The 13,267-nt window shown below is 70.8% G+C and carries 14 protein-coding genes; 9 read left to right on the top strand and 5 right to left on the bottom strand.

Features of this window, described 5'->3' with window-relative positions; all coding sequences use genetic code 11:
- Positions 1-17: 17 nt before the first annotated feature.
- The 3 genes from ACWEVP_RS30090 to ACWEVP_RS30080 are packed head-to-tail and all read left to right on the top strand — an operon-like array spanning position 18 to position 3,087.
- Positions 18-1,328, top strand: a complete 1,311-nt coding sequence (locus ACWEVP_RS30090) for a bifunctional o-acetylhomoserine/o-acetylserine sulfhydrylase (RefSeq protein ID WP_452065937.1) — start codon at positions 18-20, stop codon at positions 1,326-1,328.
- A complete protein-coding gene (gene metX / locus ACWEVP_RS30085; protein ID WP_452065936.1) occupies positions 1,325-2,431 on the top strand; it encodes a homoserine O-acetyltransferase MetX in 1,107 nt (368 codons plus the stop codon). The genes ACWEVP_RS30090 and metX overlap by 4 nt, the downstream gene beginning before the upstream one ends.
- A 53-nt stretch (positions 2,432-2,484) precedes the next feature.
- Positions 2,485-3,087, top strand: a complete 603-nt coding sequence (locus tag ACWEVP_RS30080; RefSeq protein ID WP_452065935.1) for a DUF2306 domain-containing protein — start codon at positions 2,485-2,487, stop codon at positions 3,085-3,087.
- On the opposite strand, the gene ACWEVP_RS30075 is transcribed toward ACWEVP_RS30080, so the two are convergent.
- Positions 3,015-3,233 carry a hypothetical protein gene (locus ACWEVP_RS30075; RefSeq protein WP_452065934.1) on the bottom strand — a complete coding sequence of 73 codons (219 nt, stop codon included), beginning with the start codon at positions 3,231-3,233 and terminating at the stop codon, positions 3,015-3,017. The two genes, ACWEVP_RS30080 and ACWEVP_RS30075, sit on opposite strands and share 73 nt — an antisense overlap.
- Before the next feature lie 13 nt (positions 3,234-3,246).
- Positions 3,247-4,125: an AurF N-oxygenase family protein gene (locus tag ACWEVP_RS30070; RefSeq protein WP_452065933.1), complete on the bottom strand. Its 879-nt coding sequence runs from the start codon at positions 4,123-4,125 to the stop codon at positions 3,247-3,249.
- Positions 4,126-4,194: 69 nt separating this feature from the next.
- Between ACWEVP_RS30070 and ACWEVP_RS30065 the strand changes: the two genes are divergently transcribed.
- The gene (locus ACWEVP_RS30065; protein WP_452065932.1) at positions 4,195-4,821 is read left to right on the top strand and encodes a TetR/AcrR family transcriptional regulator; all 627 of its coding nucleotides are present in this window, start codon (positions 4,195-4,197) and stop codon (positions 4,819-4,821) included.
- 1 nt (position 4,822) lies between these two features.
- On the opposite strand, the gene ACWEVP_RS30060 is transcribed toward ACWEVP_RS30065, so the two are convergent.
- On the bottom strand, positions 4,823-5,563 hold the full coding sequence (locus ACWEVP_RS30060; RefSeq protein ID WP_452065931.1) for an SDR family oxidoreductase: 741 nt from the start codon (positions 5,561-5,563) through the stop codon (positions 4,823-4,825).
- 74 nt (positions 5,564-5,637) lie between these two features.
- Here ACWEVP_RS30060 and ACWEVP_RS30055 point away from each other — a divergent pair, with 74 nt between their 5' ends.
- Positions 5,638-6,195, top strand: a complete 558-nt coding sequence (locus tag ACWEVP_RS30055) for a TetR/AcrR family transcriptional regulator (protein ID WP_452065930.1) — start codon at positions 5,638-5,640, stop codon at positions 6,193-6,195.
- Here ACWEVP_RS30055 and ACWEVP_RS30050 read toward each other — a convergent pair.
- Positions 6,192-6,692, bottom strand: a complete 501-nt coding sequence (locus ACWEVP_RS30050) for a hypothetical protein (RefSeq protein ID WP_072476527.1) — start codon at positions 6,690-6,692, stop codon at positions 6,192-6,194. The genes ACWEVP_RS30055 and ACWEVP_RS30050 overlap by 4 nt on opposite strands.
- A gap of 46 nt (positions 6,693-6,738) precedes the next feature.
- Positions 6,739-7,329 carry an SACE_7040 family transcriptional regulator gene (locus tag ACWEVP_RS30045; protein ID WP_452066090.1) on the bottom strand — a complete coding sequence of 197 codons (591 nt, stop codon included), beginning with the start codon at positions 7,327-7,329 and terminating at the stop codon, positions 6,739-6,741.
- A 265-nt stretch (positions 7,330-7,594) separates the two neighbouring features.
- Here ACWEVP_RS30045 and ACWEVP_RS30040 point away from each other — a divergent pair, with 265 nt between their 5' ends.
- The 4 genes from ACWEVP_RS30040 to ACWEVP_RS30025 all read left to right on the top strand — a co-directional run bounded on the left by ACWEVP_RS30040 (position 7,595) and on the right by ACWEVP_RS30025 (position 13,251).
- Positions 7,595-8,365: an SGNH/GDSL hydrolase family protein gene (locus tag ACWEVP_RS30040; protein ID WP_452065929.1), complete on the top strand. Its 771-nt coding sequence runs from the start codon at positions 7,595-7,597 to the stop codon at positions 8,363-8,365.
- Between the two features lie 133 nt (positions 8,366-8,498).
- Positions 8,499-10,112 carry a carboxyl transferase domain-containing protein gene (locus ACWEVP_RS30035; RefSeq protein ID WP_452065928.1) on the top strand — a complete coding sequence of 538 codons (1,614 nt, stop codon included), beginning with the start codon at positions 8,499-8,501 and terminating at the stop codon, positions 10,110-10,112.
- A 2-nt stretch (positions 10,113-10,114) separates the two neighbouring features.
- A complete protein-coding gene (locus ACWEVP_RS30030; protein WP_452065927.1) occupies positions 10,115-12,100 on the top strand; it encodes an acetyl/propionyl/methylcrotonyl-CoA carboxylase subunit alpha in 1,986 nt (661 codons plus the stop codon).
- A complete protein-coding gene (locus ACWEVP_RS30025; RefSeq protein ID WP_452065926.1) occupies positions 12,097-13,251 on the top strand; it encodes an acyl-CoA dehydrogenase family protein in 1,155 nt (384 codons plus the stop codon). Before ACWEVP_RS30030 ends, ACWEVP_RS30025 begins: the two co-directional genes overlap by 4 nt.
- Positions 13,252-13,267 lie beyond the last annotated feature (16 nt).

Here is a 13,267-nt window from a genome sequence, read left to right as displayed (position 1 = left end):
GCCGCAAGGAGAAACCGATGAGCGCGGACGACACCTCGGCGTGGTCCTTCGAGACCAGGCAGATCCACGCGGGCGCCGCGCCGGATCCGGCCACCGGCGCGCGGGCGACGCCGATCTACCAGACCACGTCGTACGTCTTCCGCGACAGCCAGCACGGCGCCGACCTGTTCAGCCTCGCCGAGCCCGGCAACATCTACACGCGGATCATGAACCCGACCCAGGACGTGCTGGAGCAGCGCGTCGCCTCGCTCGAAGGCGGGGTCGCGGCGCTCGCGTTCGCGTCCGGCTCGGCGGCGACCACCGCGGCGATCCTCAACCTCGCGGGCGCGGGCGACCACTTCGTCTCCAGCCAGTCGCTCTACGGCGGGACCTACAACCTCTTCCACTACACGCTGCCGAAGCTCGGCATCGAGGTCACGTTCATCGACGACCAGGACGACCTCGAGCAGTGGCGCGCCGCCGTCCGGCCGAACACGAAGTTCTTCTTCGCCGAGACGCTCGCCAACCCGGGCAGCAACGTCCTCGACATCCGCGGCGTCGCCGACACCGCGCACGAAGCCGGCGTCCCGCTGCTGGTCGACAACACCATCCCGACGCCGTACCTGGTGCGCCCGATCGAGCACGGCGCCGACGTCGTGATCCACTCGGCCACCAAGTACCTCGGCGGCCACGGCACGACGATCGCCGGCGTGCTGGTCGACGGCGGCACGTTCGACTTCGGCAAGGACCCGGGCCGCTTCCCGGGCTTCACCGAGCCCGACCCGAGCTACCACGGCCTGAAGTACTGGGAGGCGCTCGGCCCGGGCGCGTTCGCGGCGAAGGCGCGCGTGCAGCTCCTGCGCGACACCGGTGCGGCGATCGCCCCGCTCAACAGCTTCCTGATCCTGCAGGGCATCGAGACGCTGTCGCTGCGCATCGAGCGGCACGTGCAGAACGCGCAGGCGCTCGCGGAGTGGCTCGAGCAGCGCGACGAGGTCGAAAAGGTGTACTACGCCGGCCTGCCGTCGAGCCCGTACCACGCGGCGGCGCAGAAGTACCTGCCCCGCGGCGCGGGCGCGGTGCTGTCGTTCGAGCTGCGCGGCGGCGTCGAGGCCGGGCGCAAGTTCGTCGACGGCACCGAGCTGCACAGCCAGCTGGTCAACCTCGGCGACGTCCGCAGCCTCATCGTGCACCCGGCGTCGACCACGCACAGCCAGCTCGCGCCGCAGGAGCAGCTCGCCAGCGGCGTGACGCCGGGCCTGGTCCGGATCGCCGTCGGGCTGGAGGGGATCGAGGACCTCAAGGCCGACCTGGAAGCCGGATTCCGGGCGGCCAAGGCGGAACTGTGACCGTTACCGGTGCCTGGCGGGTCGGGGACCCGCCGGGCCGCCGGCAGTTCGTCACCGGCCCCGGCGCGCTCGCGCTGGAGGCCGGTGGCGTGCTGCCGTCCTTCACCCTCGCGTACGAAACGTGGGGGACGCTGAACTCCGACGCGTCCAACGCGGTCCTCGTCGAGCACGCGCTGACCGGCGACAGCCACGCGGCCGGGCCGCGGGTGCCGGGACACCCCAGCGCGGGCTGGTGGGACGGGCTGATCGGGCCGGGGAAGGCCCTGGACACCGAGGAGTTCTTCGTCGTGGTCCCGAACGTGCTCGGCGGGTGCCAGGGCTCGACCGGACCCGCTTCCGAGCTGGACGGCAAGCCGTGGGGCAGCCGGTTCCCGGTCGTGACGGTCCGGGACCAGGTGGCGTCGGAAGCCGTGCTGGCCGACGCACTGGGCATCGACCGCTGGGCGGCCGTGGTCGGCGGGTCCATGGGCGGGATGCGCGCGCTGGAGTGGGCGGTGACGCTGCCCTCGCGGGTGGCGTCGGTGCTGGTGCTGGCGTCGACGGCGCGGGCGTCGGCCGAGCAGATCGCCTGGGCGGCCCCGCAGCTGCACGCGATCCGGTCGGACCCGCACTTCCACGGCGGCGACTACTACTCGTCGCCCGAAGGCCCTTTTCGGGGTCTCGGCATCGCCCGGCGGATCGCGCACGTCACCTACCGCAGTGAGCCGGAGCTGGCCGAACGGTTCGGCCGGGCGTACCAAGGCGACGAAGACCCCTTGCGGGGCGGCCGGTTCGCCGTGGAGTCCTATTTGGACCACCACGCGGACAAGCTGGTGGGGCGGTTCGACGCGAACAGCTACCTGGTGCTGACGGAGTCGATGAACACCCACGACGTCGGCCGCGACCGCGGCGGCGTGGCGGCGGCACTGGGGCGAGTGACGGCGCGAACGGTGATCGGCGGCGTGGACAGCGACCGGCTCTACCCGCTGTACCAGTCGGCGGAGATCGCCGCGGGCATCCCCGGGGCGCCGGAGCCGTCGGTGGTCTCCTCGCCGTACGGCCACGATTCGTTCCTCATCGAGACCGACCAGATCGCGGCGCTGGTGAAGGCGCTGCTGGGTTAGTACGTCCCCGGTCGTACGACCACCTGCCGTCCCCGGGCGGACGACCGCGCGGCGTGCTCGTCTACCCGTACCTGGGTCTCGACATCGCCGACAGCCGGCTCGACGTGCGCGACGGCGTCCAGTACGCGGTTCTGGTCGCGCACGTCTTCACGGCCACCGTCGCGCTCGTGCTCGGCCCGCTCCAGTTCGTGCCGAAGGTGCGGGCGCGCGGGCGGCTGCACCGGACGCTCGGCCGGGTCTACCTCCTGGCCGGGGTGGTGCCGTCGGCGCTGGCCGCCATGCCGGTCGCCGTGTGGTCCGGCCGTCCGCTGACGCAGGTCAGCCTGACGCTGGCGGCGGTTTTGTGGCTGGTCACCGCCGTCCTCGCGTACCGTGCGGCCCGGCGGCGCGACTTCGCCGCCCACCGCGCGTGGATGCTGCGGAACTACGCGCTGACCTTCCTCGCCGTGACCTCGCGCGTGCTCGTTCCGGTGCTCCTGCTGGCCCAGGCGCCGTTCGGCAACGCCGACCCGGCCACGCTGATCCCGGTCGGGCAGACGCTCGGCTGGGTCGTCGACCTGGTCGTCGTCGAGATCCTGCTCCGTCAGCGCCCGGCGACGCGCTCTCCCAGGCGCACCAGGCGGTTCGCGACCCGCCGCGACGCGCCGGCCGCGTAGTCGCCGAGGCGTTCGGCCGCGCGGTCGGACAGCTTCGCGACCCGCCACGCGACGTCGTCCGCGCGGTGGCCCGCTTCGTCGCCGGCCGTGGTGATCCGGTCGGCGAGCCTGCCGGTGCCCGCGGCGAGCAGATCCTTGAGCGCCATGACTTCCCCTCCGCTAGAGCATCCCGGCGCGGCGCCACAGCACCGCGCTCGGGCCGCCGATCAGGTCGTTCTCCCGCAGGAACCGGACGAGTTTCCGGGCGCCGAAGGCCAGGGTCTCCCGCCGGTGCGGGCTGGTCCGCGCGGCGGTCACCGCGACGCCGGGGTCGATCCCCGCGCGCAGGTACTGCCGCGGCCGCGAAAGCAGGCGTGACATCAGCAACGCGCCGACGGCGACGACCACCCGCGCGAACTCCTTGCGCCACCAAGGTGCGTCCGCCAGCTCACGGACCAGATCGTCGCGCGCGTACCGGACGTGCCGCGCCTCTTCGGTGACGTGGATGCGCATCACCGCGCGGACCACCGGCTGCACGGACTCGTCGTCGAGGTGTTCGCGCTGGAGCGCGTCGAAGATCTCCTCACCGATCAGTGTCGCCACCCACATCGCCGGGCCGTGCAGGATCGCCGGGAGCGCCTGCGCGGACAGCTGCAGCCACCGGTTGTTGCGGTACGGCCGGCCGCCGACGCGCTCGATCAGCGTCGCGAACATCGTGGAGTGCCGGCACTCGTCGGCGACCTCGGTCAGCGCGTAGTGCACGTGCCGGGTCGTCGGGTCCTGGCGGTAGGACGCGCGCAGCAGCATCTGCATGAGGATCAGCTCGAACCAGATCCCGACGCTGACGGTGTTCACCAGCTCCTGGCGCGACAGCTCGATCCGCTGCGCGCGGCTCAGCGTGTCCCACACCTGCGTGCCGTACAGGGAAACCAGCTTCTCGGGGATGAAGAACTGGTCGTCGTTCAGCGGCGCGGCCCAGTGGACGTCGACGTCGGGGTCGTAGGAGAGCCGGGCGCTCGAGCGGAGCAGCCGTTCGGCGGTGGCTTCGCGATCACCCATCCGTGCCTCCCTGTGTCGTTTAACACTAGAACGCATGAAACAATCTCCGTCAAGATGTAAAGTCGGTGCATGCGCGACCTCCTGAAACACGCACTCGAAGCCGAACTGCCCGGCGACGAGACCGCGGAACGGATCATGGGCGCGGCGCTCACCCAGGCCGAGGACTTCGGGCTGCGCCGGTTCACCGTGGACGACGTCGCGCGCCGCGTCGGCCTCTCGCGGGTGACGATCTACCGCTACTTCCCGAAGAAGGACCAGCTGCTCGGCGCGCTGATCCAGCGGGAGATGAAGCGGTTCCTGACGAAGGTCGACGCCGTCGTCGAGGCGCAGGCGACCCCGGAGGAGAAGCTCATCGAGGGGTTGAGCTTCTCCCTGGGGTACCTGCGCGGGCACCGGCTGCTCAACCGGCTGCTGCGCACCGAGCCGGAGCTGATCCTCCCGCACCTGACGGTCCAGGCGGGCGGCCTGTTCGCGGCGGCCCGGGCGCGGATCGCGGCGCACTTCCACGCGGAGATCGCGGCGGGCCGGCTCAGGCTGCCCGCGGAGGACATCGACGGCATGGCCGAGCTGCTGATCCGGATCGTCGTGTCGCTGGTGCTGACCCAGGAGACGGTCCTGCCGGTCGACGACGACGCCCAGCGCCGCCGGCTGGCCGAGCTGTACCTCGCGCCGATCGTCCGCTCGCTGCGTCCCTGACTCAGCCCTGCCGGGTGGGCCGGATGGTGAGGTCGCCGATCTCGACGTCGTCGGGCTGCTCGATGGCGAACGCGATCGCCCGCGCCACGGCGTCGGGACTGATGCCGAGCGCCGCCATCGCCTGCTGGACCTGCTCGCGCTCTGCCGGGTCCTCGACGTAGTCGACCAGCTCGGTGCGCACGTACCCCGGGGAGATCGACGTCGTGCGCAGGACGCCGTCGGTCGACTCCTGGCGCAGCGCCTCCAGCAGCGTCCGCACGGCGTTCTTGGTACCCGCGTAGACGGCCTGCGCCGGGACGATCTTCAGTCCCGACGTCGAGACGGTCGTGACGAAGTGGCCGCGGCCCTGCGCGCGGAACACCGGGAGCGCGGCGGCGATGCCGTGCAGGACGCCGCGGAGGTTGACGTCGATCATCGCGTCCCAGTCGTCGACGTCGAGCGCGCTCACCGGCGCGATCCGGGCGACGCCGGCGTTGGCCACGAGGACGTCGAGGCGGCCGAAGCGGTCGACGGCCAGTGCGACCAGCCGCTCGAGGTCGGCGCGCCGGGTCACGTCGACGTCCAGCACTTCCGCGCGGCCGCCGTCGTCGCGGATCTTGCGCGCGAGCGCCTCCAGCCGGTCGGTGCGCCGGGCGCCGAGCACCACCGCCGCGCCGCGGGACGCCAGCTCGACGGCCGTCGCCTCGCCGATCCCGCTGCTCGCGCCGGTGATCGCGACGACCTTGTCCAGTCCGTTGGTCATGACTTCCTCCGTTAAACTGACAACTGTCCGGTTAAGCCTACCGGACACTTGTCCACTTATGCGAGGAGAGTGCCGTGGCCGGTCGTGAGCGCCGTTCGGACGCCGTCGCCAACCGCGACCGGATCGTCGAGGCCGCGCGGGCGGAACTGAGCGAGTCCAACGGGGCGGCCGACGACCTGAAGCTGCACCGGGTCGCCAAGGCCGCGGGGGTCGGGCAGGGCACGCTTTACCGGCACTTCCCGACGCGCGAACACCTGCTGGCGGAGGTGTACCGGGCCGAGCTGACCCAGCTCGTCGACACCGTGGCACCCCTGTTGGCGGAGCACTCCCCGCTCGACGCGCTCTCCCGCTGGCTGGAGCGGCTGGTCGAGTACGCGCGCGTCAAACGCGGCGTGATGGCGGCGATCGAGGTGCCGGCGTGGCAGGACCTCTACTCCGGCCAGCACCACCGGCTCGACGAGGCGCTCGAAACGCTGCTGGACCGCGGAAAGGCCGCCGGGGAGATCCGCGACGGCGTCGACGCGGCCGACGTCATCCTGCTCCTCGGGGCGCTGTCGCGGATCCCGGAAGCCGAGTGGGACGACCGGGCGCCGCGGATCGTGTCAGTGATCGTCGACGGCCTGCGCGCCTAGTCGGAGACGGCTTCGGAGATCCAGGGGGCCACCGGCAGGTCGCGGTCCAGGCATTCGACCGACAGCCGGATCGTCCAGCGCAGGGCCTGCAGCACCAGGCTGTCCACCTCGTCGGGCGCGGCGTTGGCGAGGGCGATCTCGACCTGCTCCTGCGCGGCCTCGGTGTTGCCGTGGACCTCCGCCAGCAGCGTTCGCACCGCCGTCCGCACCGGCGGGTCGGCCTGGTCGATCGAGACCTCTTCGCCGTCTTCGTCGAAGACCTGGACCTTCACCGGGGCGCTGCCGCCGTCGCCGAGGGTGGCGACCATCGCGCTGCACTCGCCGAACAGCAGCAGCATCAACGCCTTCGTCTCGTCCGCGCGGGCCTGCGGTTCGACGGCCGTCGGCGCGACCTCGACGAGGGCTTCGGCGTCGTCTCCGAGGCTCAACGCCGTCAGCGCGCGCTGAGCCTTTTCGACGAGCTCCTGCTCGTTCCAGTCCGCATCCACGTGCCCCATCAAACACCAGCGACGGCGGTCGTGGGGATACCTTGATCCGGGTCGGTCATCCGGCCGCGTGGAGCGCACCCAGTGCGAGCCGGGCGAGCAGTTCGGCGAGTTCCGAGTCACCGAGATGGCGGTTGTACGGCGTCGAGTTGATCAGTCCGAACACGGCGTGTGCCGCCGACCGCGCGTGCCGTTCTCCCAGCTCCGGCATGGCTTCCCGGATCGCGCTGACCCACACCTCGACGTACTGGCGCTGCAGTGCGCGGACCTGCTTGCGGTCGGTGTCGGTGAGGTTCGCGAGGTTGCGCTCCTGAACGGTGATCAACGCCGGGTGGTTGAGCGCGAAGCCGACGTGGAACGCCACCAGGCCGGCCAGCGTGTCGTGCGGCGTGCCCGGCCGGGCCGCCCACGTGGTGCCGCCGTCGAGCAGGTAGCGGCTGATCGAGTTCAGCATCTCGCCGAGGATCGCGTCCTTGCTGCGGAAGTGCCGGTAGAGCGCGGGCCCGGAGATCCCGACGGCGGCGCCGATGTCGTCGATGCCCACGCCGTGGAACCCGTGGTGGGCGAACAGCTCGGCGGCCGCGGCCAGGATCTGCTCGCGCCTGCTCGCCTTCTCGCCGTTCACGAGAGGAATGGAGTTGCCCGGCATCCGGTCATAGTAGAGCGACAGGTTAGCGAGCGCTAACACCCTGTGGTGCCCACCTCGCCGGGAGGCGTCCGGAACGTGAACGGATCCGCGGGTTAGCGAGCGCTAACACTGTTCCCGTCTTCCGGCGTGGGCCGAGTGGGTTACTTACAGGTAACTAGGGGTTCCTTGTGGGGCTTCCACCTGCTGTGATTTTCAGGTCGGTTCTGTCACAAAGGAGTGGCCCATGGGGGTTCCGATCCGTCTTTCGCGACGGTTTTTGCAGAGGTTGAGCACGGCTCTCGGGGCCGTAGTCCTGTCCACTCTCGGCGTCACGGGCCTCGCCCACGCCGCCGGGACCGTCTACGCCGCGCTCGGCGATTCCTACTCCTCGGGAGTCGGGGCCGGCAGCTACGGCAGTTCCGGGAGCTGTTACCGCAGCTCCAACGCCTACGGTCAGCTGTGGGCCAACGCCCACAGCGGCACGTCGTTCACCTTCCTCGCCTGCTCGGGTGCGAAGACCGGCGACGTCATCAACCAGGCCAATTCCATCCCCTCCAACGCGACCCTGGTCACGGTCACCGTGGGCGGCAACGACGCCGGCTTCAGCGACGTGATCCAGACCTGCACCCTCGGCAGCGACGCGGACTGCACCAACCGCGTCAACACCGCGAAGACCTACGTCAACAACACCCTGCCCCCGTTGCTGACCAACACCTACAACGCGATCAAGGCCAAGGCGCCCGGTGCCCGCCTCGTCGTCCTGTCCTACCCGCGCTTCTACACCGTGCCCGGCTCCTGCTGGGTCGGGCTCAGTGACACCAAGCGGTCCGCGATCAACTCCGGGGCGGACACGCTCGCCTCGGTGATCCAGTCCCGCGCGGCGTCGGCGGGTGCGACGTTCGTCGACGTCCGGCCGTCCTTCGTCGGGCACAACATCTGTTCCTCGGCCGACGATTACCTGCACAGCCTCACCTGGCCGGTGATCGAGTCGTACCACCCGACGGTGGCCGGGCAGTCGGGCGGCTACTACGCCCCGCTGCGGAGCGCCATCGGCTGACGTTCCTCCCGCGGAACGGAGGCCACCCCGGTTCGCCGGGGTGGCCTTTTCCGCGTTCTGGCGACTGGACACCCACGTTAGCGGTCGCTAACATCGAGGCGGCGGTTAACGACTGCTAACTTCGAGGGAGCCCATGGACACGCCGGCACTGGGGACGTCTGCTGCCCCGGACAGCGAGGCCTACGCCCGCAATGCGACGTCACACGCGGAGCTGGTCGAGGACCTCCGCAAACGATTGGGAAGCGCCCGCCTCGGCGGGCCGGAGAAGTCGCGCACCCGGCACGTCGAGCGCGGCAAGCTGCTGCCCCGCGACCGCGTCGACACGCTGCTCGACCCGGGTTCGCCGTTCCTCGAGCTCTCGCCGCTGGCCGCGACCGGACTGTACGACGACGAAGCGCCGTCCGCGGGCATCATCACCGGGATCGGGCGCGTCTCCGGCCGCGAGTGCGTGGTCGTCGCCAACGACGCGACCGTCAAGGGCGGCACGTACTACCCGATGACGGTGAAGAAGCACCTGCGCGCCCAGGAGGTCGCGCTGCACAACAACCTGCCGTGCGTCTACCTGGTGGACTCCGGCGGCGCGTTCCTGCCCAGGCAGGACGAAGTCTTCCCGGATCGTGAACACTTCGGCCGGATCTTCTACAACCAGGCGACCATGTCCGCGCGCGGCATCCCGCAGATCGCCGCGGTGCTGGGGTCCTGCACCGCCGGCGGCGCGTACGTCCCGGCGATGAGCGACGAAGCCGTGATCGTCCGGAACCAGGGCACGATCTTCCTCGGCGGCCCGCCGCTGGTGAAGGCCGCGACCGGCGAGGTCGTCACGGCCGAGGAGCTCGGCGGTGGCGACGTCCACGCGCGCCAGTCCGGCGTCACCGACCACCTGGCCGACGACGACGCCCACGCGCTGCGGATCGTCCGGCAGATCGTCTCGACGCTCGGGCCGCGCACGCCGCGGCCGTGGGACGTCCTGCCGACCGAGGAGCCGGCCGTCGACCCGGCCGAGCTGTACGGCGTCGTGCCGACCGACCCGCGCGTGCCTTACGACGTGCGGGAGGTCATCGCGCGGATCGTCGACGGCAGCCGGTTCGGCGAGTTCAAGAAGGAGTACGGCGCCACCCTGGTCACCGGCTTCGCCCGGATCCACGGCCACCCGGTGGGGATCGTCGCGAACAACGGCGTGCTGTTCGCCGAGTCCGCGATGAAGGGCGCGCACTTCATCGAGCTGTGCGACAAGCGCTCGATCCCGCTGCTGTTCCTGCAGAACATCACCGGCTTCATGGTCGGGCGCGCGTACGAGGCGGGCGGCATCGCCAAGCACGGCGCGAAGATGGTCACCGCCGTCGCCTGCGCGCGCGTGCCGAAGTTGACGGTCGTCATCGGTGGCTCGTTCGGGGCCGGCAACTACTCGATGTGCGGCCGGGCGTACTCGCCCCGGTTCCTCTGGATGTGGCCGAACGCGCGGATCTCGGTGATGGGCGGCGAGCAGGCGGCGTCGGTGCTCTCGACGGTCCGCCGCGACTCGATCGAGGCGCGCGGCGGCGAGTGGTCCGCCGAGGACGAAGAGGCGTTCAAGGACCCGATCCGCGAGCAGTACGAGGCGCAGGGCAGCCCGTACTACTCGACGGCGCGGCTGTGGGACGACGGCGTGATCGACCCGGCGGACACCCGCACGGTGCTCGGGCTCGCGCTCTCGACCGCGGCCAACGCGCCGCTTTCCGATGTCAACTACGGCGTCTTCCGGATGTGATGATGTTCGACTCAGTGTTGGTCGCGAACCGGGGCGAGATCGCCGTCCGCGTCATCCGCACGCTGCGGGCGCTCGGCATCCGCGCGGTCGCGGTGTACAGCGACGCGGACGCCGACGCCCGGCACGTCCGCGAGGCGGACGCGGCGGTGCGCATCGGCCCGGCGGAAGCCGCCCGCAGTTACCTGTCCATCCCGGCCATCGTGGACGCCGCTGTGTCGTCGGGCGCGCAGGCCGTGCACCCGGGCTACGGCTTCCTGGCGGAGAACGCGGAGTTCGCGCGCGCCTGCGAGGCCGCCGGTCTGGTCTTCATCGGCCCGCCGGTCGAGGCGATCGACGCCATGGGCGACAAGATCCGGGCCAAGGCGACGGTGTCGAAGGCCGGTGTTCCCGTCGTGCCCGGCGCGTCCGATGTGGACATTCCCGAAGGCGGCTTCGCGGAAGCCGCCGCTCGCGTGGGGTACCCGTTGCTCCTCAAGCCGTCCGCCGGCGGTGGTGGCAAGGGTATGCGGCTGGTGCACGCGCCCGAGGAGCTGGCCGCCGCCATCGAGTCGGCACGGCGTGAGGCCAAGGGGTCGTTCGGGGACGACACGCTGCTGATGGAGCGGTTCGTCACCACGCCGCGGCACATCGAGATCCAGGTCATGGCCGACCGCCACGGCAATGTCATCCACCTCGGCGAGCGCGAGTGCAGCCTGCAGCGGCGGCACCAGAAGATCATCGAGGAAGCGCCGTCGGTGCTGCTGGACGAGGCCACCCGCGAGAAGATGGGCTCGGCGGCCGCCGAAGCCGCGCGCTCGGTCGGGTACGTCGGCGCCGGCACCGTCGAGTTCATCATGTCGGCGAAGAACCCCGACGAGTTCTTCTTCATGGAGATGAACACGCGGCTGCAGGTCGAGCACCCGGTCACCGAGCTGGTGACCGGCCTCGACCTCGTCGAGTGGCAGGTCCGGGTCGCGGCGGGGGAACACCTTTCGCTGAAACAGGAAGACGTCGTCCTCAAGGGACACGCCGTCGAAGCCCGCGTGTACGCCGAGGACCCGGCGCGCGGATTCATCCCGACCGGCGGGACGGTCCTGGCGGTGCACGAGCCGTCCGGCGACGGTGTCCGCGTCGACTCGTGGATGACCCGTGGCGCGGTGATCGGCTCGAACTACGACCCGATGCTGGCCAAGGTCATCGCCTGGGGCCCGGACCGCGCGGCGGCGCTGCACCGCCTCGACCGCGCGCTGGCCGACACGGCGTTGCTCGGTGTCGGCACCAACACGGCGTTCCTGCGGGGACTGCTGGCCGACGACGACGTCCGCGCGGGCCGGCTCGACACCGAGCTGGTCGACCGGCGGCTGGCCGGGCTGGTCTCTTCCGACGTGCCCCAGGAGTTCTTCGTCGCGGCCGCGCTGGACCGGTTCCTGGAGCTGCAGCCGTCGGGGTCCGTCGTGGACCCGTGGGACGTGCCGGACGGCTGGCGGATGGGCGGTTCCGGCGGGGTGGTGTTCCGGCTGAAGTCCGGCGCCGCGCGCGCCGTGGTCCGGGTGCAGGGCACGCCGTCCGCCGCTGTCGTCCGAGTCGACGACGCCGAGCCGGTCGAGGTCTCGGCCCGGCGTGCGGGCGACGTCCTGGAGATCCGGCACGCCGGCGGGTTCGACCGCTACCGCCAGGCCTGCGGTCCGGACCGGACGGTCTGGCTCGCGCGCGACGGCCTGAGCTTTCCCTTCGGGGAGCAGGAGTTCGTGCTGTCGTCCCGCGGCGAGGCCGCCGGGGCCGGGCCGGTCACCAGCCCGATGCCGGGCACGGTGCTGGTCGTGAAGGTCGCGGCCGGTGACGTCGTGAAGGCGGGCACGCCGTTGCTGGTCGTCGAAGCGATGAAGATGGAGCACACGGTCACCGCGCCGATCGACGGCGTCGTCAGTGAACTCCCCGTCCGGGCCGGCCACCAGGTCGCGCTGGACGAAACCCTTGCCGTAGTGACGCCCCACGAGGAGCAGCAGTGATCGACTTCCGCCTGGACGAGGAGTACGAGTCCCTCCGCAAGACCGTCGAGGACTTCGCGCACGCCGAAGTCGCGCCGGTGATCGGCGAGCTGTACGAGAAGGAGGAGTTCCCGTACGCCATCGTCGCGAAGATGGGGGAGATGGGCCTGTTCGGACTGCCGTTCCCCGAGGAGTTCGGCGGCATGGGCGGCGACTACTTCGCGCTGTGCCTGGCTCTGGAGGAACTGGCGCGGGTCGACTCGTCGGTCGCGATCACCCTGGAGGCCGGCGTCTCGCTCGGCGCGATGCCCATCTTCCGCTTCGGTTCCCAGGAGCAGAAGGAGAAGTGGCTGCCGTCACTGTGCGAGGGCACGGCGCTGGGCGGCTTCGGCCTGACCGAGCCGGGCGGCGGCTCGGACGCGGGCGCGACCCGCACGCGTGCCACTTTGGACGGTGACGAATGGGTCATCAACGGCAGCAAGGCGTTCATCACGAACTCGGGCACGGACATCACGCGGCTGGTCACGGTCACGGCGGTGACGGACGTGATGGAGAACGGCCGCAAGGAGATCTCGGCGATCATCGTCCCGTCGGGCACGCCGGGCTTCGAGGTGGCGCCGAAGTACTCGAAGGTCGGCTGGAACTGCTCGGACACGCACGAGCTGTCCTTTTCGGACGTCCGCGTCCCGGCGGAGAACCTGGTCGGCACGCGCGGTCGCGGGTACGCGCAGTTCCTGTCCATCCTGGACGAGGGCCGCGTCGCGATCGCCGCGCTGTCGGTGGGTCTGGCGCAGGGCTGCGTGGACGAATGCCTGAAGTACGTGAAGGACCGCGTCGCGTTCGGCAAGCGGATCGGTGAGTACCAGGCGATCCAGTTCAAGATCGCCGACATGGAGGTCCGCACGCACACCGCGCGCCTGGCGTACTACCAGGCGGCGTCGAAGATGCTGCGCGGCGAGCCGTTCAAGAAGGAGGCGTCGATCGCGAAGCTGGTGGCCTCCAACGCGGCGATGGACAACGCCCGCGACGCGACGCAGATCTTCGGCGGCTACGGGTTCATGAACGAGTTCCCGGTGAGCCGCTTCTACCGCGACGCGAAGATCCTCGAGATCGGCGAGGGGACGAGCGAGGTCCAGAAGATGCTGATCTCTCGCCACCTCGGCGTGGCCTGAACCGACGGAGGGGCTC

The sequence above is a fragment of the Amycolatopsis sp. NPDC003865 genome, assembly GCF_053605345.1.
This window is presented reverse-complemented; position numbering and strand designations above follow the sequence as displayed.

What these genes read in the sequence shown, in the direction of transcription:
- ACWEVP_RS30070 (WP_452065933.1), bottom strand. Translation starts at nt 4,125, where the DNA reads ATGGGTGATCGCGAAGCCACCGCCGAACGGCTGCTCCGCTCGAGCGCC.
- ACWEVP_RS30065 (WP_452065932.1), top strand. Translation starts at nt 4,195, where the DNA reads ATGCGCGACCTCCTGAAACACGCACTCGAAGCCGAACTGCCCGGCGAC.
- ACWEVP_RS30090 (WP_452065937.1), top strand. Translation starts at nt 18, where the DNA reads ATGAGCGCGGACGACACCTCGGCGTGGTCCTTCGAGACCAGGCAGATC.
- ACWEVP_RS30075 (WP_452065934.1), bottom strand. Translation starts at nt 3,233, where the DNA reads ATGGCGCTCAAGGATCTGCTCGCCGCGGGCACCGGCAGGCTCGCCGAC.
- ACWEVP_RS30050 (WP_072476527.1), bottom strand. Translation starts at nt 6,692, where the DNA reads ATGGGGCACGTGGATGCGGACTGGAACGAGCAGGAGCTCGTCGAAAAG.
- ACWEVP_RS30030 (WP_452065927.1), top strand. Translation starts at nt 10,115, where the DNA reads ATGTTCGACTCAGTGTTGGTCGCGAACCGGGGCGAGATCGCCGTCCGC.
- ACWEVP_RS30035 (WP_452065928.1), top strand. Translation starts at nt 8,499, where the DNA reads ATGGACACGCCGGCACTGGGGACGTCTGCTGCCCCGGACAGCGAGGCC.
- ACWEVP_RS30060 (WP_452065931.1), bottom strand. Translation starts at nt 5,563, where the DNA reads ATGACCAACGGACTGGACAAGGTCGTCGCGATCACCGGCGCGAGCAGC.
- ACWEVP_RS30045 (WP_452066090.1), bottom strand. Translation starts at nt 7,329, where the DNA reads ATGCCGGGCAACTCCATTCCTCTCGTGAACGGCGAGAAGGCGAGCAGG.